The following is a 16,917-nucleotide window of genomic DNA, read 5'->3' as shown; positions in this document are numbered from 1 at the left end:
CGGTGCTGCAGCAATCGCCCGGCGTGCCGGTTGCAGCGGCACCCACCACGGCCGTGGCGCCCGCACAAGCCAATTCGTTCAGCCACCTTCCGCGCGGCAGCCTGGGCGAACACGAGCATCCAAATCGACTGGTGTGCCGTGGCTCAGGTGGGCTCTCACGACCCCCTTATCCACTGCTCAAAAGTACCCGTTACGCCGCGATACATTGAGCCAACAAGTAACGGCACGTTTAATGGTGCGTCAACGATGACGTAACCAATATGCAACCTGGCACCCCAGACTCGCGCGAGGTGAAGCCACATGCGACAGCACTTGCCGAGACTTGATTCGGACTCCCTTCGTCACCTGTCCAAGGGATGGGATCCGATGAGCTGGTCGCCACGGGCCGTACTTCGACGATGTCGGGTCTGGGCCGCCGCCACCCGCCCCCGGCGCATCACCGTCCGTCTCCTCATCAGCTTGCTGATTCTGCTGGCGATCTGGCCCCTCTCGGGCGGCGCTGCCGTCGGGCGCGCGGACACGATTACCGGCGGCAGGAGCACATCCGCGATCGATGGGCTGGCCTGGACGGATATCCGCGACTCGTCCGGAATTCCGTTGTCGGACTACCTGTTCGCCACCGACGGGGGCAGCATTTTCCACCCGCGGGACGCGGTGCTTGCGACCATACTGGGCCTGCTTTTCACGGTATTCATGGTCATCGTGATCAGTGCGATCTGGCTGACCGGCTTCGTGGTGAGCTTTCGCTGGCTCGATTGGCTCAGCACGCCGTTGAACGCACTCGCCGACGGCCTACGGGATCAGATCGCGACCCCGATCGTGCTGGCCGCGGCGGCATCGATCGGCGCATTCTTCGTGGCTTGGTTCGTCGTCCGCGGATACCACGCCAAGGCTGTACTACAGGTGGTGGTCATGCTGGTGGTCGCAGTGGCCGGCGTCGGCTTTCTCGCGCATCCGCTGGCCGCTGTGCTGTCGCCGAACGGCCTGCTGGCCCAGGGCCGCGACGTCGGGATCTCGGTCGCGGCGGGGCTCAACGGCGACTCCAACCCGGACTCCAGATCCATTGTCGCCGACCTGAACAGCACCTTGGCCGACAATTTCGCTCGACATCCGCTGCAGTTATGGAATTTCGGTCATGTCATTGACGATTCGCCGAGATGTCGCACGGCCTGGTCGTCCGGAATCCTGGCGGGCAGTGAATCGCAGGTCGCACACGGGATGCGCGACTGCGGCGACGCCTATGCCCACGCCAAGATCATGAATCCGAGCCCAGGGCAGGTCGGCACCGGGCTGACACTTCTTATTTTCGGCACCATTCTCCTGCTGTTCATGTCCTACCTTTCGATCAAAATCTTGCTCGCCGCACTGTCGTCGGTCTTCCACGCGATCCTCACCGTTTTCGGTTTCGCCGCAGGCGGGTTCATATACGGCCCCACTCAGGCATTTCTGGTGCGCAATCTGGCCGGCATGGTCGGCGATGCCGGAGCGCTGGTGGTCTACACCACATACCTCGGTTGCTACACCCTTGTGCTGGACCATGTCTTCAGATCGGCACCCGACAGCGGTATGGCCGCGATCTTCGTCGGTGGGGTCGTGCTGATCGCAGGCTTCGTACTGCTGCGACGTCTCGATCTCAGCCTGCTCGGTGGCCAGAGCCGGACCGCCGAGAAGATTCGTGCGGCGCTCGAGGGCAGGCCGGCCCCGGCTGGCGGCCCATCCACCGGGATCGGCGAGTCGAGCCTGCGCTACTCGCTGTCACCGGGCCACGCCATGGGAACGGCACTGCGTGGTATCGCCGAATTCAACGCGAACCCCGTAGCGTCCTTTATGTTCGGTCGGTCATCGCCTTTGACGTACTACTCGAAGCACATGCAAGAAATGAATTATCTGAATTACGAATTGCTTCGGGGAAACGTACCGCAGCGGGCCGCTGGAAGCTGGATGGCCCGACTCACCTTGGGAAAGAATGCGCACGATGCGGCCGCCAGGGCTGCCGTGGACGACTTCGACGGCACCAACGCGCGAGCCGCTGCGGCAGCGATGACGACCATCCTCAGTCTCGGTGCCGACCGCGCCGACGCCATGGGTGCCCTCGCTGTCGCCCGCTTTCCCAGGGAAAGTCGAAGATGGGCGGCCGAGGCTCATGCCCGTACCATGCAGTCCGCCGAGGACAACCCGATGGAATACGGTCCACTGAAACGAGTTGCCGCCGCCTTGGACCTGGCCGAAAACTCCCGGCAATACGGCGTCGCCGAGCGAAACGCCCACAATGCCCAATTTGCAGAATCCGCGGCACTGTTCTACCGCCTCAGCCCCCGGCCCATGCGCAATCGCAGTGATGCGGATTGGGAAACCAATCCATTGGTCTGGGATACGGTGCGGCGAAACTACGCGACATACGATGAATTTCAGAATGTCGTAACACCAAATAGGTTTGCGCAAGCCGATGAGGACACCCGCAGATACATTGCGTACCGGCTTTCCAGGGATCTATCTGCAACGGGAGAACAATACTACCGAACCCCGGACGATCAAAATATTCGCGAGCAAGCGATACAGCGGAAGAATAGGGCCGCATATGTCGATCTGCGGCTAGCAGGTTCCAATATAGGTCCGTGGACAAATTAATTTCATTCGACAAGTTGGGTGATCGCCAAATGACAACATCGCAAAAAGAAGTAATCCGGAGCCTCGTGCCCGCCCGGATGGACCGGCTACCGTGGACGAAGTTCCACTGGCTCATTGTCGTCGGTCTCGGTGTGTCCTGGATTCTGGACGGTATCGAGATCCAGATCGTCAGCAGTATGGGCGGGCCCCTGCAGCATGACGGCACCCTTCACCTGACGAGTGGGCAGGTCGGCGCGATGGCGTCGTGGTATCTGGCGGGACAGGTCGTCGGCGCGCTCGTCTTCGGCCGGCTCACCGACCGGCTAGGCCGCAAGCGACTGTTCATCCTAACCCTGGCGATCTACCTGATCGGCAGTGGTCTCGCCGGGTTCGCCTGGAGTTCCTGGTCGCTGTATCTGTTCCGCTTCATCGCAGGCACCGGAATCGGCGGCGAATACACCGCGATCAACTCGGCCATCGACGAAATCATGCCGTCCAGGTATCGGGGCCGCGTGGACATCGCGATCAACGGAACCTATTGGGGCGGCGCGGCAATGGGCGCGGCGGCCAGCCTGATCCTGTTCAACGAGCGATTCGTGCCAACCGAATGGGGATGGCGGCTCGGCTTCTTCATCGGACCCGCCCTCGGACTCATCATCATCTTCGTGCGCCGCCACATTCCCGAAAGCCCGCGCTGGCTGCTCACCCACGGCCGGGCCGCCGAAGCCGAACGCACCGTCGATGAGATCGAAGCGCAAGTCCGCGGGCAGGGCATCGAACTGCCTCCGGTCGACGACAGCAAAGCTCTCGACATCGTCGATACCGACCGGCTCTCCTATATCCAGATGGCTCGGATCTTCTTCGGCCGCTACCCATCGCGTTCCTTCCTCGGCTTCACGATGATGGCCACGCAGGCATTTCTGTACAACGCGATCTTCTTCACCGTTGGTTTGGTGCTGATCAATTTCTACGATGTCCCAGCCGATCACACGGGATACTATTTCTTCCCGTTCGCGATCGGTAACTTGATCGGCCCATTGATACTTGGCCCGCTCTTCGACAGTATCGGTCGCCGGAAGATGATCTGCGCGACCTATCTGGGCTCCGGTTTCCTGCTTTTCGTTTCCGCGTGGGCATTCAATGCGGGCATTCTCGACGCCACCACCCAGACTCTCTTCTGGTGTGTCATCTTCTTCTTCGCCTCGGCGGGTGCGTCCTCTGCTTATCTCACAGTCAGCGAGATCTTCCCGCTGGAATTGCGCGGTCAAGCCATCTCGTTCTTCTTCGCCATTGCGCAGGGCGCTGGCGGGGTCGTAGCGCCGTTCCTCTTCGGACATCTGGTAGGTGGCGCCGACAACCCGAGTCCCGACCGGTTCCCGCTCACAGTGGGGTACCTCATCGGCGCCGGGTTCATGATCTTCGGTGGTCTGGTCGCCTGGTTCTTCGGCGTGAACGCCGAAGGTCGGTCCCTGGAGGACATCGCGGATCCGCTGTCCGTGGCGAAACCATCGGAACAATCTGCGCCTACCAACAGCGAGCCGATATCTGACGGCACGTCATATACCGCTCCAATGAACAGGGATCAGTGAGATGATGCAGCCAACTCCTTGGCGAGCGAGTCGAGACCGGCAGCAACACGCAGGGTCGACGCCAAGCTCCGCGGGCGGTACTCGGAGACGCCGGGTCGGCTTCGCCAAACTCCGCGCGAGGGTGCAACCACTGGCGACCCTGCTCCGTGACAACTGGGGTTACCTGTGCGCCGCAGTCGGAAGCAGCATCACATTCACCCTGCTGTTCAAGCCGTGGCTCGCCACGGGCGGCCCCGACGGCACGATCTGGAGCAATGCCTTCGGCCAAACCCACATCACCACCACGCTCGTGGGTCTCTGGTCGAAGAATCCACCGGCCCACTCCAACCTCAGCGGCAAGTGGGCCATCCTCGCCACCATCGCGATCTTCCTGACCATCTTCGCCGCGTTGATCAATATCCGGGCGCGCACCAATGCCCTTGCCGGTTTGACGACCGCTTCCGCAGTAGCTGTGGCGCTGTTCATCGCGTTCACGTTGGTCTATCTCAACGGGAGGGGACCAGAGCTGCGCTCCATGATCGGCTCCGGTCCGCCCACCGACCCGGGGACCCAAGTCGGCTACGTGATCCGATGGGCCTCGGGCAACGGACAATATCCAGTGCCAGGGCTACGGAAGGTCGAGTTCTCGACCGCGAAACTCACCGATACCGCGCTGCTGGCCGGTGCGACGGCGATGTTCTCGGCCGTCGCGGCCATCACGCAATGGGTTCGGAGAATGAAGTCACGCCACAGCACTGGCTGAGCCAAGGGCCCCTGCTTCTGCTCGATCACGCTAGGTGGTTGGTATTTTTCGTGCGGTGAGTTCCCGGCCTCGAGCAGAATGTTGGGGTGAGTTCGGCGGGTGTACCGAGTCAAGATGAATTGCTGCGGTCGACGGCCGAGCTCTGGTGATCTGCCTGCCGCTCGGTGTTCCCTACTCCGATCACCAGTTCTACCAGCGCGACACCTTGATCATGCTCAGCCTTACCGCGTCGGTGCAGGAACGGGGGGCAGCGTCCGCGACCCTGTTCAGCTACCTGAGTGAGCTCGCGGCATGCAAGGAGCGCGATCGAGAAGATGACCTGATCAGGAGAGATTGATCACCGAGCGTGTCGCCACCGCCGAACTCGTGTCTGCGCCTCTCCGACGTCACCGATGACTGCGCGGAACCCACCTCGCAGGTCACGGACCGCCCCCTCGTTTTCCTCGGAAAGGTTGTCCGGCAATGGCTGGATACGGATCGATGTCCCGGCACATGGCGGGCCCACCACTGAGCCGAAGCCGAAACGCAATACGCCAGCGCGATCTTCGCCACCACGATCGGCAACAAGCGGATACCTCACCAGCGAGCAACCGTTGACCGACAACGCCGAGCACCGCCGCAAATGGACCGCCGAAGAACTGGCCTACCTCGACAAAATCCAAGAACAACTCGCCGGCCCCCTCACCGAACGGCAACTCGCCATACTGCGCCACTGGTGGCACGGCGGCTACGCGTCAGACCAATGAGCGCCCTGTGCCGACTGTGCCCGCTCCGCCACAACGATGATCCTCCATGCCCCTCCGGACCATCACCTCGACACCATTGTCCACCGCAGCTCACCCAACGAGCCTCCCGCTAACCCGCGGCAGCATGATATTGCTCGCGATGCTCGATCCAAGTCCGTTGGCGCTCTTCCTCACTCATCGCCAACAACTTACCCACTTCCCCCACGCCACCTCATCAACCGGGGTATAGATCTGCATCCACGCATGCGGAAGCGAGGGCAGAGACATGCTCGTCAAGAACATCTCCAACTCCCCCACCGCCAAATTACGAATCTGCTTCGTCCGACTCGCCGGAACCGCCACATCATTACGAGCCCACAACGACGCGAAAGCCTCACTCTCAGCACACAACTCAGAGATGAAACCCTCCCAACCCGCATCACCGAGATTCTTCGCATACGAATCCCGCAGGTAACCGACCATGCGCCGCAAGTCATCCCAATTGTGGTGATAGGTGTTGCAGCACTCCGGGGTCAGAAACACCCGACGGGCCACATTACGCTCGCCCTTGACGAAACCCGGGCACAGCGCCTCATACGACTTATTGTGCGCCAACACGTCATAACGCGGGCTGAGCACCACACCCGGCAACGGCGCCAAATGATCCAAAATCACCTGAAGCTCCTCCGGCAGAGCCGTTCCCGCATGCGCAGACGGCACCGTCGGCACATCCGCCAACCGATACAAATGCGCCTTCTCCGCCGCATCCAACGACAACGTCCGCGCAACCGAATTCAACACCTGAACACTGACATTGATCTCGCGACCTTGTTCTAGCCAGGTGTACCACGGAAAGAGAGATCGATGGACAACCTCGCCGCAGAAGCGTAGAGACGCAGCTCAGACCCCAGTTTCCACGGCATAACCCTTCCAAGTCCGATGTATAGATCACTTGACCGACACGAGCCTGGCAGAACACGAGTCCTCTGCCGACAGCACCGACAGCGACCGCTGCGGCAGACCACGTCAACATCTGGGTGGCACAAACGCGATCGAGGCCCCCGATGGGTCCTACTTGGGCGGCGACCAGTCCACCTCTGTGCTGGCATGGCTCCCGGGATCGGACGTTAGCCGCCTACCTTACGGAAGGCTGCCTCCCATCACCCATGGCGGCAGTATCACCGCGCCCATTCGTCGCGGTTTATCGCCATCATGGAAGCGATAGCTGCGAACTGAGCGCAGCCGGTCGAGAATACAACGATGACGTCAGGGCCATCCAAGTCGTTTCCGCCGGGCGAAGATGCACTGAAGATTCTGCTCGGCTGGTACGCCTCGGAGCGTTCGGACGGTGCCTCGCTGATGACCGCCGGCTTCACGCAAGTCACAGGGATGCTCGCCTACGTCGGGGTCGTCACCACGCTCATCGGAAAGTCACCAGTACCAACGCCATTGGTGATAGTCGCCGCACCCTTGCCCGCGCTACTCCTCCTAGTCTTCTATACGGTCCACAGCTTCAATCAGGGGCTGCGTGCCACTTCTGTCCGCACCCTGGAGCAGCTGATCTATCCCGGCTTGGACGACTACGTGTCCAGTCAGCCGCTCCCGGCTTCGCATAAGGCTCTGCAGGCCAGCAAGTTTCATCGAAATATGGACGTCGATCTTCGCAAAGTGGCAATCGGACTCCACGCAACGGAGCTTTTCTACAACGCTGGGCATGCGAATCGCTGGCACGCCTCTTTACTCAATCTCTACTACGCTCTTGCCGCTCTACTGGTCTTGGGATTCACTGGAATTGTCGATGCAGTAGGTATCTATGCCGCCTTCGGACAATCAGTCGCCCACGATTGGAGATACATCCAGTGGGCACTCCTTTGGACGGAATTCGGTCTAGGAATCGCAATGTTCGTGTTCTTCTTGTGTTTCTGTGCTTCGGGTATGCGGCATCGCAACCGCGCCGAGGACGCGGCCAGAGAGGTCATCGCGAAGGCAGGAAAGACTCCACCCAAACAGGACCCGGCTACGCCGGCCTCAGAGCCGGTACTGCCGCCCGCAATACAGCAAATCCCCGAAACCAGTCCGGTGCGACGGTCGAATCGACGAGCACGATGGAGAATTCTCACCTTGCGACTTCGAAACCTCTTGTCATCGATGAATAGTTTGCAAACAAAAGGGTTAACCGAGGTGGCAAGATCGACGTATAGCCCGGATCACCCGAAATAATGTAGTCCACCGGGCTATCAGGCAGCAGTACATCAGAAAGCTCCCGATCCCGCCAGCTGTGGCCCCTGTTGGGATGACATGCATTGTGGCAGTGAATAACTCAGACACATCGATGTCCACGACACGGGTGTCGCCGCGTATCCGTTCGCACCATTTGCCTTGACGACCTGATACATGGCCTCGATCGCGTCGTGACACCCCGAACCCGACCGAAACCCGTTACGCCGGGGTTCGAAATAGCCTCCTACTCGGGCTCGAGCGCATGACGCACTCAGCCTGCCGAGCGCGATCGGCAATCACGGGGATGCAAGTGGCCGGTACTTCCCGTTCACTTCCGGGATGAACGCCCGTCTCGCCGGCTGCGCTGGAGTAATTGTCAAAATCTGTGGATGGGGATGGCGCCTTGCCGCGCGCCCGCCCGAAAGCGGAGCTTCTTCACTCCGCTCACCGGACTGCTCAGGAGAAGTCCGCGGCGGTGATGCCGTCGGGGTGTCGAGGCGGCCACTGCCCCAACTCGATCCGGTAGCCATCCGGGTCGGTGAGCCACGACGTCTTCGGGCCGTGAGGCCCGCCCGGGTACTGAACAGGTCCGGGCTCGAGGCCGGCGTCGGTCAGCCGCTGCAGGGTGGCGGCAAGAGCGTCCACCTGGATCGCGAGGTGGTCGAAACCGCTACCCACGTCGACGCGTCCGCCGGCGGGGCGGTGGACCAGTTCCAGTGAGGCCGCCGGTTCGCCGGGGAACGCGAGGATCACGAGGTGACTGCCATCGCCGGGGTCGACCCGGCCCAGCTCGGCGTAGCCCAGGGCGGTGTAGAAATCGAGTGAGCGGTCCAGGTCGGTGACGCGGTAGGAGACGAACAGCGTCTTCACGCGGGCTCCCCGGTCCGGCGCACCTGGTAGCGCAGGTGGGTGACGTCTCGGTCCTCGAGCCGTCGGACGAGTTCGAGTTCGATGTGATCGCCACCGAGGTGGTCGAACAGTCGTCGGCCCTGCCCGAGGAGGACCGGAACCAGGTGGATCTCCATCTCGTCGATCTGCCCGGCCCGCAGGAGCGCTTGGGCCGCGCCTGCCCCGTGGACCATGACCGGTCGGTCCCCGGCGGCCGTGCGAGCCTGACGGGCGCAGTCCTCGACGTCGGTGACGAATCGCGCGTGGCCGAGTGGCACGTCCCCGTCATCCAGATGGTGGGTGAGGACGAAAATCGGCACACCGTCGTGATGGTCGCCGTGCCAACGCTTGGCGAGTTCGAAGGTCCGACGGCCGACGATCAGCGCGCCGGTCGCCAGCGCCTCGCGATAGACCTGTCCGCTGGGACCGTCGGATTCCCGGTCGTCGAGCCAGTTGAAAAGGCGTCCACCGGCACGTCCGAGTTCCTGGCCCGGTCGATCGTCCGGGCCGGCGATGTAGCCGTCGAGCGACATCGACATGTACAGCCGAATCGGATTGCTCATTCTGTCCTCCATAATGTGGCGTCGATGAGGAAGACTCCCGACAGCAGGCAAACTCATCGGCTTGGCGAGGGGTAAATCCAGAGCAGTCGATCAGTGGCGGTGATTCGGGCTGCGTGAGCCTCGGGCGTTCGGCGAGCCGACCGCGTTCGAAGCAAGCGCCGGCCCGCAGGAGGGCAACCAGGCGGGGCCGCGTGCACGGCCTGCCAGCAGGTATGGGCGGGCTCGACCAGCCTGAACACATAGCCAAGGCTGCCGCGCGGGAGCCAGCGCCCTTGGTGACCTTGGTTCACAGCCGGACGGTGACGAAGGTCGGAGGAATTGTCTCAGGCGACCTCTGTTGCGGTGTCGGCCGGGCCGATCGATGTCGGGGTGATGTCACGGGGGCGTTCGAGCAGTTTGCCCTTGTGGAACAGCGCACCGTTGCGGACGAGCGCGACGAGTTCGCGGGCGTTGACCTTGCGCCAGCGGGGCCTGTGCGGACTCGATCAGCTTTGTAGGCCATGGCGATTCCCGCCGCGCGGGAGCCCGGCCCCTTGGTGACCTTGGTCGGCAACCGTACCGACGTGAAGGTCGATGCGACCTGATCGCCGACGACGAAGCCAAGCACGACCCCGCGTTCTTCGACAAGCTGCTGCGGTTGGAGAACGCTGTGGCCGACCGCCGCCCGTACCTGGAGGGCGCCCGGTTCTTCCATCTGATCGCCACCAAACCCCAGGCGCCAACCGACACCGCAGCCGAGATGCGGCGGCGACGCGTCCCGATGGACATCACCGGCTACGAGACACGGGTGCGCACCGAAGGGTGTTTCATCTGCGAGTTCCTCGCCGGGACACCTGGTTTCGAGCATGAGACCGTCTATGACGACGGCGAACACGTGGGTTTCCTGAACACATATCCGACGCTGCCCGGATATGTGTTGGTGGTGCCGCGCCGACACGTCGAAGATGTCGTGCGCGACCTGACGCCACAGAAATATCTGCGACTGCAATCAGCTGTCCACACAGTGGCCAGAGGTGTCGCCGAAGCGATGAATCCTGAACGCCTGTACCTGTTCTCGATGGGGTCCAACGTCGATGAGGGCGAGTGTCACGGCGATCTGTTCAGCGCCTTTTCCCCCTCGCTGCCATGCTGACTGCTACAAGAAACTCTCCGGACGAGGCAGGCCGCGTGCCGGATGTGGCGGCGGCTCAGCCGAGGTTGTTGATGCCGAGGGAGAAGTCGAAGTTCCCGACGCCGTTGCGGGCCAAGCCCATCGTCAACACGCCCGCTCCCTCTACCCAGTGGGCCATGCTCAGGTCGCCGGTGTCCCGTGGGCGCAGTCCGAGGCTCTCGACGAACGCTGACACGCTCGCCTTGGCTTGCGCATCGTCGCCGGCCATGAACACGTCCGCCGAGTCGCCTTTGGCCAGGACGTGGAGGAAAGGGTGTTGAACGCCTTCACGACATGTGCGCTCGTGGGCGCGGCCTCGGCCACCCTTTGCGCGATGGAGGTGTCGTGCGGGACGGCCAGCCCGGTGCCGGTGGCGTTGAAGGGGTTGGTGATGTCGACGATGATCTTCCCGGCCAGCGCGTCCCCGAACTCGTGGACGGCCGGCACGGCGCTGTCGAACAGCACCGCGAGGATGACGATGTCGCCGGCCGGGGCGGCACCGAATGTTCCGGCTGTGGCGCCGCCGCCGAGTGTTTTGGCCAGGGCCGCGGATTTGGCCGCGTCGCGGCCGATCACCTCGACGGTGTTGCCGCCCTTGATTGCCAGGGTGCCGATGGCGCCGGCCATGTTCCCCGAGCCGATGATGCTGATGCTGCTCATGATGTGTCCTTTCTCAGGCCCAGTGCGTCGGCCGTTGTCTCGCGGTCAGATCGCCGTGGTGCCGCCGTCGGCAACCAGCTCCAGCCCATTCACATAGCTCGAGTCGTCCGAGGCGAGGAACAGCGCGATCGCCGCGATCTCTTCGGGGCGGCCCATCTTTCGCCGCGGGATCAGCGACTCGAACGCCGCCTTGGTCTCCTCGTCGAACAGTTCCTCCTGCTTCGCAGTGGCGACCTGGCCGGGGGTCAGTACGTTCACCCGGATCCGCCTGTCCTTCAACTCGTTTAGCCACACGCGGGCCCAGGCCTGCTGCACCGCCTTGCTCCCCGCGTACAGGCTCCACCCGGGGAAGGCCCCGAGCGAAGCGTTCGACCCGGTCATGAAGATCGAGCCCTCGTCGTTGATCAGCGGCAGCGCCTTCTGCACCGTGAACAGCGTCCCGCGCGCGTTCAGCCAGAAGGCGGCATGGAACTGCTCCTCGGTGATCTCGCCGAGCTTGCCCGGCTCGCCCATTCCGGCGCTTGCCCACAGGACGTCGATGGAGCCCTTTTCCTTCTTGACCGTGTCGTACAAACGGTCGAGGTCGTTCAGGTCGGCCGCATCGCCCTGCACGGCGGTCACGTTCCGGCCGATCTGCTCGACGGCGTCGTCCAGCGCGTCCTGCCGCCGGCCCATGATGAAGACATGAGCTCCTTCGTCTACGAACAACTCGGCGCCGGCCAGCGCCATGCCGGTTGATCCGCCGGTGATCACCGCTACCTTGCCATCGAGCTTTCCCACGATCACTCCCTTGAATTTATGAATACCCGGAACAGCCGGATGTTGAGGACGCTCAGAAGAGCGAAGCCTTGTCGTTTGCCGGACCCGCCGCGATCGGGGTCCGTGCCGTCAGTTGGCGGAGAAGTAGTGGCCGTTGTCCAGATCGGCGAGCAGGCTGGGCTGCACGGGTTCCCAGCCGAGGGTTCGGCGAGTGACGAGGTTGGAGGCCGGGTAGCTCTGTGTGACGATGTTCGCGAGGAACCCGAAGTACCCCGGCACCATCAGCTCGTCCATGGGAACGCTCACGACGGGCAGGCCCAGACGGCTGCCAATGGCCTCGGCGATCTCGCGGAGCGGGATGGCCCCGTCCCCGACCGCGTGCCAGTACCTGCCGGCCGGACCCTTCTCCAGCGCCAGCCGGAACACGGTGGCGCCGTCGCGGACGTGCACGGCGTTCCACAGGTTCGCGCCGTCTCCGGGGTAGCCGGCGAAGCCCTTCTCCTTCGCGAGCGCGATCAGCTGCGCGAGGAAGCCGGAATGATCGGTGGTGCTGTGTGCGATGTTGGCAAGCCGCACGATCGATGCCCGCACTCCCCGCTCGGCGAGGCCGACCACGGCGGTCTCCACGACGTTACGGGCCCGCAGGGTGCCCCTGTGCTCGTCGCCGACGGGAAGGGCCGGGTCGTCCTCGGTGGCCGGCCCAAGTTCCCCGGCGAGCCGATGCTCCCCGCTGCGACCAGCGGCTTCCCGGTGCCCGCCAATGCCTCGCCGTACGCGAGCATGATCGGGAGCTCCGCGGCGGCCACGGCGTCGATCCCGCCGGAGGGAAGCAGGTCCTGCCTGTGCGCGACGTGGATGACGCCGTCGGAGTCCGCGGCCGCCTCCTTCAGCCCGTCGAGGTCCTGAAGGTCGCCGAGATGTACCTTCGCGCCGAGCGTGGACACTGCCGCCGCGGCGGTGTCCGACCGAGCCAGGGCAGTGACCTCGTGCCCGGCGGCGACGAGCTCGGGAATGATGTACGAACCGGAATGGCCGGTCCCGCCAGCGACGAAAACGCGCACGCTGTGTCCTTGTGTGGGTAGGTGATGTGGGTGAGCTCAATCGAGAACGTCGACGCCGAGGGCGATGTCGAAGGTCCCCGCGCCGTGGCGGGCCAGGCCCATCAGCAGCGGCCCGACACCTTCCAGCCAGCGGGCCATCTCCAGGCCGCCGACGTCGAGCGGACGCAGCCCGAGGCTCTCGATGAACGTCGCCACGCCGACCTTGGCCCGCGCGTCGTCTCCGGCGAAGAGCACGTCCAGCCGACGGTCCTGGGCCAGGACGTGGCCGAAGACGGTGTTGAACGCCTTCACGACGTGTGCGCTCGCCGGGGCGGCCTTGGCGATCTCCTGCGCTCCGGACGTGCCGTCAGGCGTGACGAGCCCGGTGGCGTCGGCGTCGAAGGTGTTGGAGATGTCGATGATGACCTTGCCGGCCAGCGCATCCCCGTACTTTGTGACGACCGCGACGGCGCTGGTGTATGGCACGGCGAGGACGACGATGTCGCCGGCAGGGACGGTGCCGAACGTCCCTACCGTGGCTCCGCCGCCGAGCTCGGCAGCCAGACCCTTGGCCTTGCCCGTGTCGCGGCCGACGAGCTCGACGGAGTTGCCGCCCGCGACCGCGCGAGCCGCTATGGCGTCGGCCATTCCGCCCAGGCCGATGAAACTGACGCTGCTCATGATGTGCCTGCTTTCTGAAAGCTGGACAGGACGGCGTTCTCGCCTCGTCCTTGTAGAAATCCGATCCGGAATTCTTCGACCGAATTCGCTTGCGCCCCTTTGACGATGTCACCGGTCAGAGTGCGTGTCCAAGACCTCTTTCAGCCGTGGTGATACCTTGGGGGCATTGCCGGACCGGGAGGTTCCATGGATCTGGACCTGCGCAAGCTGCGCTACTTCGTCGCTGTCGCCGACCGGCTGCATTTCGGCCGCGCCGCCGAGGAGCTGCACATCGCGCAACCGGTACTCAGTCGCCAAATCCGCGCTCTGGAAAAGGATCTCGGTGCCGCGCTGTTCACCAGGGACACTCATGGTGTGGAGCTGACCGACGCGGGCCGACAGCTGCTGGACGACGCCGGCCCGCTGCTCGCCTCAGTGCGCGCGGTCCGGCGCCGGGTGTCCGTGGCCGGCCGCGGGAGCCAGCGGTTGGTCGTCGGCTTCCGGACCGGCATCCCGGTCATCCCGGCGGCGCGGGCGTTCGAGGCCCGGAACCCGGACGTGGTCGTGGACGTGCAGCGGATGGAATGGGACGACCAGGCTCTGATGCTGCTGGATGGCCGTGTCGACGTCGGCTACGTGCGGCTGCCGGTCGACGAGACCGGGCTACACCTGACCCCGCTCTACACCGAGCCACTCATGGTGGCGCTGCCCGCCGACCACCGGTTGGCCGGCAAGGAGGAACTCGCCGAGGCCGACCTGGACGGTGAGCCGGTGATCTGGCATGCCGACCCGAGTACGCAGCCCACCAGGCGCCCGCACCCCGGCTCCGGACTCAGGGCGCGCGGGGTGGAGGAGAAGCTCGAGCACGTCGCGGCAGGCCGGGGCATCTCGTTCGTCGGGCGGTCGGAGACCGTGTTCTACTCACGTCCCGACATCAGCTATGTGCCGATCCCGGAACTGGCGCCTGAACAGGTGTGCCTCGCGGTGGCGGAATCGCGCACCTCGCGACTGGTCGACGACTTCTTCGCCGCGGCGCAGGAAACGGCCGAGATCACCGCGGAATGTGGAAACTACACAATGTGGCAGGCCGCGAATTAGGCGACGGGGAGGTCTCGGCTTCGGAGGAATTCGTCGAGCACACGAGCACAGGTGCGGGAAATCGGGGTCTCCGGCCGCAGAGAACCGGATATTGCCACAGAGACAGCCGCCGTTCACTTGACTCCTCGTCGTTACGCACAAGGCGTGAATGAGTAGGGGTGCTCATGCTCGTATGCGCGAACCACGACGCTGCCCTCAACCTCGAACAGCCTCCGCGCGGAGCAGGCACCAACCACTCTGCCACGCTGCCGTTCGCCGCCGTGGAAGACCGCGAGGTCGCCAGTCGTGGAATCTCCGATGGCCGGACAGGAGTGGACGCCCTTCTGATTGGCGACTACCGCGTTCCGGAACGCCCGCCCTGCGGCATGTGCGGACATGTCGAAGCAGGACCAGTAGCTCCTCTCACCACGATCTCGGCCCGCACGCATGCCGAACTTGTCGGAGGCTATTCGTAGCGTTCATGGAATGAACTGGAGACCGTGGCTGGAGCTGTGGAGCGAGGAACGGATCACCGCCAGTGATCCCGGTGACCTGGAGCCCGAGGTGGTGCAGCAGCGCTGGCTCGGCTACGCCCCAGCCGCCGAGGCCGACGTCGCAGCGGCCGAGGAGCGCCTCGGCCTGAGATTGCCGCCCTCGTATCGCAGCTTCCTGCTAACCACCGATGGATGGCGCCATGCCGGGGAATTCGTGCGGAAGATGCGTGACACCACCAATCTGGGATGGCTGCGTGACCTCGAACCGGCCTGGGAGTCGTGGGCCGACCTGGTCACCGAGGCTCCGGTCGACGCGCCGGGTAACCCGTTCAGTCGCGGGCTACTGATCTCGCTTCACGCCGACGCCGGGGTCCTGTTCCTCGACCCGGCCGACCGTGACGAGAACGGCGAGTGGGCCGCCTACAGCGTGTTTTCCTGGGCTGAATTTCCGCGGCGATATCCGTCGTTCACTGCCCTCATGGAATCGCTATACCTAGGCTTTCATCAAATACGTCAGCCGGCGGGCAAGACTCGAGACAGCTGGGATCTGGCGGTGGAACAGGCTCGGAGCGAGGCACTTTCCGGAGACATCGACACAGCCATGGTGGCCCTGGAAAAAGCCCAACATTTCGGCCGGCCACGCGCCACAGTCTTACGAGTCCAGCTCCAGATGTTCCTCGCCAACTCCTCCCCGTACGAGGCCTCCCGGCTTCTTTCACATCTGCTACCTCCGGCGCCCGTCCCGGACGGATTCTTCACCGGTTCACTGTTCACCGAAGAGTTCCTGCCGTGCATGTTCCTGCAACACGCACATAAAGAACCCTGGTATGGCTCCGCGCTCGAAAATGCCCAGTACCTGGCAGACCGCGCACGTACCGGGCACCGCGTAGCACTCGAACGCGCCCAGCAACACGCCGACAATGAGCACTCGCAGTACTCCGCACTCGAAGTTGCCCAGATCCTCGAAATCACACAAAACGACCCCGGACTCGAGATCGGACGTGCCATCGACGAGCACCGAGCGCGGATACAGCAGCCCGGCTACCGGCTCACCTACGGAAACCAGGCATTCGACACCGCGGTGCGAAACGCGCTCGCGCAACACCACTCCGCCCCAACGGCACTGTGGCATGCGCTCGAGACCGCGATGACGCAATGGCAGCCCCGCACTCCAGATCACATCGCCCCGATCGCGCTGCTCGCCGACCCTGTTCTGGCGTGCAGCCTCACCCCAGAACGCGGCCGCGCGTTGTTGAGTAAACCGCGGAATGGCCGCTGACCCCGCGAGCAAACCGCCCCCGACATCGCGCAGCATCGGAAACGGTAGCCGGTAGTGTCGGCATCCCGAGCAGACCGAATCGGTTCTGTCACTGGTTCGACGATTTCGCCATCCGCCCGGGACGAATCTACGGCACGATCACTGTCGATACATCCAGAGGTCCGGGTCGTCTGCCGGACCGCGGCGGTCCCTACGCCGACGGCGCCAGCCGCGGTGCCCCCGCCGCGATCCAGGTCGCGGACCGTTGGCATCTGCTTCACAACCTCACTACAGCGGTTGACCGCGTCGTCCGTGCACATCGTAAATGCCTTGTCCAGCAAGAGGATACATCGGTTCGTAGCCAACAGCCGAAGACTATGATGCTGTCCGGGGACTGTGGATTTAAGGGTGTTTCCGGCCTGATTCGCTGAGCGATGTTCAGCGGGAAGGTGCCGTGATGACGACACTTGATGCCGTGACGAGGA

Annotated in this window: 16 protein-coding genes and 2 pseudogenes; 9 read left to right on the top strand and 9 right to left on the bottom strand. The window is 63.7% G+C overall.

The features are described 5' to 3' along the window. The first annotated feature begins 366 nt into the window (after positions 1-366). The 5 genes from ACIBI6_RS14605 to ACIBI6_RS14585 all read left to right on the top strand — a co-directional run bounded on the left by ACIBI6_RS14605 (position 367) and on the right by ACIBI6_RS14585 (position 5,684). Entirely contained in the window at positions 367-2,628 is a 2,262-nt protein-coding gene (locus tag ACIBI6_RS14605; RefSeq protein ID WP_364358712.1) for a hypothetical protein, read from the top strand. Between the two features lie 29 nt (positions 2,629-2,657). Further along, a complete protein-coding gene (locus ACIBI6_RS14600; protein ID WP_364358715.1) occupies positions 2,658-4,196 on the top strand; it encodes an MFS transporter in 1,539 nt (512 codons plus the stop codon). 121 nt (positions 4,197-4,317) lie between these two features. Continuing rightward, the gene (locus tag ACIBI6_RS14595; RefSeq protein WP_396956522.1) at positions 4,318-4,938 is read left to right on the top strand and encodes a hypothetical protein; all 621 of its coding nucleotides are present in this window, start codon (positions 4,318-4,320) and stop codon (positions 4,936-4,938) included. Positions 4,939-5,083: 145 nt separating this feature from the next. Beyond that, the gene (locus ACIBI6_RS14590; protein ID WP_396956521.1) at positions 5,084-5,275 is read left to right on the top strand and encodes a hypothetical protein; all 192 of its coding nucleotides are present in this window, start codon (positions 5,084-5,086) and stop codon (positions 5,273-5,275) included. A gap of 256 nt (positions 5,276-5,531) precedes the next feature. Beyond that, positions 5,532-5,684 (top strand): hypothetical protein, encoded by a 153-nt coding sequence (locus ACIBI6_RS14585; RefSeq protein WP_396956520.1) that lies wholly within the window; start codon positions 5,532-5,534, stop codon positions 5,682-5,684. A 174-nt stretch (positions 5,685-5,858) separates the two neighbouring features. On the opposite strand, the gene ACIBI6_RS14580 is transcribed toward ACIBI6_RS14585, so the two are convergent. Continuing rightward, positions 5,859-6,464 carry a hypothetical protein gene (locus ACIBI6_RS14580; protein ID WP_396956518.1) on the bottom strand — a complete coding sequence of 202 codons (606 nt, stop codon included), beginning with the start codon at positions 6,462-6,464 and terminating at the stop codon, positions 5,859-5,861. Positions 6,465-6,923: 459 nt separating this feature from the next. Between ACIBI6_RS14580 and ACIBI6_RS14575 the strand changes: the two genes are divergently transcribed. Further along, the gene (locus ACIBI6_RS14575; RefSeq protein ID WP_396956517.1) at positions 6,924-7,883 is read left to right on the top strand and encodes a hypothetical protein; all 960 of its coding nucleotides are present in this window, start codon (positions 6,924-6,926) and stop codon (positions 7,881-7,883) included. Positions 7,884-8,339: 456 nt separating this feature from the next. On the opposite strand, the gene ACIBI6_RS14570 is transcribed toward ACIBI6_RS14575, so the two are convergent. From ACIBI6_RS14570 to ACIBI6_RS14560, 3 genes and pseudogenes are all read right to left on the bottom strand, one after another. Next, positions 8,340-8,753: a VOC family protein gene (locus ACIBI6_RS14570; protein WP_396956516.1), complete on the bottom strand. Its 414-nt coding sequence runs from the start codon at positions 8,751-8,753 to the stop codon at positions 8,340-8,342. Continuing rightward, the gene (locus tag ACIBI6_RS14565; protein ID WP_396956514.1) at positions 8,750-9,334 is read right to left on the bottom strand and encodes a dihydrofolate reductase family protein; all 585 of its coding nucleotides are present in this window, start codon (positions 9,332-9,334) and stop codon (positions 8,750-8,752) included. The genes ACIBI6_RS14570 and ACIBI6_RS14565 overlap by 4 nt, the downstream gene beginning before the upstream one ends. 323 nt (positions 9,335-9,657) lie before the next feature. Next, positions 9,658-9,914 (bottom strand): annotated as a pseudogene (locus ACIBI6_RS14560) (IS256 family transposase); the annotation flags it as partial. Between the two features lie 57 nt (positions 9,915-9,971). On the opposite strand from ACIBI6_RS14560, the gene ACIBI6_RS14555 reads away from it, so the two are divergent. Next, positions 9,972-10,466, top strand: coding sequence for an HIT family protein (locus ACIBI6_RS14555; protein WP_396956513.1), 495 nt, complete (start codon positions 9,972-9,974; stop codon positions 10,464-10,466). Positions 10,467-10,521: 55 nt separating this feature from the next. Here the strand turns inward: ACIBI6_RS14555 and ACIBI6_RS14550 are convergent. The 5 genes and pseudogenes from ACIBI6_RS14550 to ACIBI6_RS14530 all read right to left on the bottom strand — a co-directional run bounded on the left by ACIBI6_RS14550 (position 10,522) and on the right by ACIBI6_RS14530 (position 13,624). Further along, a pseudogene (locus ACIBI6_RS14550) lies at positions 10,522-11,144 on the bottom strand (NADPH-dependent F420 reductase). Between the two features lie 45 nt (positions 11,145-11,189). Next, positions 11,190-11,924, bottom strand: a complete 735-nt coding sequence (locus tag ACIBI6_RS14545) for an SDR family oxidoreductase (protein ID WP_364360020.1) — start codon at positions 11,922-11,924, stop codon at positions 11,190-11,192. Positions 11,925-12,032: 108 nt separating this feature from the next. After that, positions 12,033-12,530, bottom strand: coding sequence for an NAD-dependent epimerase/dehydratase family protein (locus tag ACIBI6_RS14540; RefSeq protein WP_396957066.1), 498 nt, complete (start codon positions 12,528-12,530; stop codon positions 12,033-12,035). Next, positions 12,419-12,964 (bottom strand): NAD(P)H-binding protein, encoded by a 546-nt coding sequence (locus tag ACIBI6_RS14535; RefSeq protein WP_396956512.1) that lies wholly within the window; start codon positions 12,962-12,964, stop codon positions 12,419-12,421. The genes ACIBI6_RS14540 and ACIBI6_RS14535 overlap by 112 nt, the downstream gene beginning before the upstream one ends. 36 nt (positions 12,965-13,000) lie before the next feature. Continuing rightward, positions 13,001-13,624 (bottom strand): NADPH-dependent F420 reductase, encoded by a 624-nt coding sequence (locus ACIBI6_RS14530; protein ID WP_396956511.1) that lies wholly within the window; start codon positions 13,622-13,624, stop codon positions 13,001-13,003. A 186-nt stretch (positions 13,625-13,810) separates the two neighbouring features. On the opposite strand from ACIBI6_RS14530, the gene ACIBI6_RS14525 reads away from it, so the two are divergent. Beyond that, positions 13,811-14,701, top strand: coding sequence for a LysR family transcriptional regulator (locus tag ACIBI6_RS14525; protein WP_396956510.1), 891 nt, complete (start codon positions 13,811-13,813; stop codon positions 14,699-14,701). Positions 14,702-15,166: 465 nt separating this feature from the next. Continuing rightward, on the top strand, positions 15,167-16,453 hold the full coding sequence (locus tag ACIBI6_RS14520; protein ID WP_364359999.1) for an SMI1/KNR4 family protein: 1,287 nt from the start codon (positions 15,167-15,169) through the stop codon (positions 16,451-16,453). Positions 16,454-16,917: the final 464 nt, after the last annotated feature.

This window comes from Nocardia sp. NPDC050412 (assembly GCF_044458825.1).
Classification (GTDB): domain Bacteria; phylum Actinomycetota; class Actinomycetes; order Mycobacteriales; family Mycobacteriaceae; genus Nocardia.
The sequence above is the reverse complement of the archived record's forward strand: the minus strand, read 5'-3'. Positions and strand labels throughout refer to the sequence as shown.

Excerpts from the sequence above, each read along its gene's own strand:
- ACIBI6_RS14605 (WP_364358712.1), top strand. The coding sequence starts at position 367 with ATGAGCTGGTCGCCACGGGCCGTACTTCGACGATGTCGGGTCTGGGCC.
- ACIBI6_RS14575 (WP_396956517.1), top strand. The coding sequence starts at position 6,924 with ATGACGTCAGGGCCATCCAAGTCGTTTCCGCCGGGCGAAGATGCACTG.
- ACIBI6_RS14520 (WP_364359999.1), top strand. The coding sequence starts at position 15,167 with ATGAACTGGAGACCGTGGCTGGAGCTGTGGAGCGAGGAACGGATCACC.
- ACIBI6_RS14525 (WP_396956510.1), top strand. The coding sequence starts at position 13,811 with ATGGATCTGGACCTGCGCAAGCTGCGCTACTTCGTCGCTGTCGCCGAC.
- ACIBI6_RS14530 (WP_396956511.1), bottom strand. The coding sequence starts at position 13,624 with ATGAGCAGCGTCAGTTTCATCGGCCTGGGCGGAATGGCCGACGCCATA.
- ACIBI6_RS14600 (WP_364358715.1), top strand. The coding sequence starts at position 2,658 with ATGACAACATCGCAAAAAGAAGTAATCCGGAGCCTCGTGCCCGCCCGG.
- ACIBI6_RS14565 (WP_396956514.1), bottom strand. The coding sequence starts at position 9,334 with ATGAGCAATCCGATTCGGCTGTACATGTCGATGTCGCTCGACGGCTAC.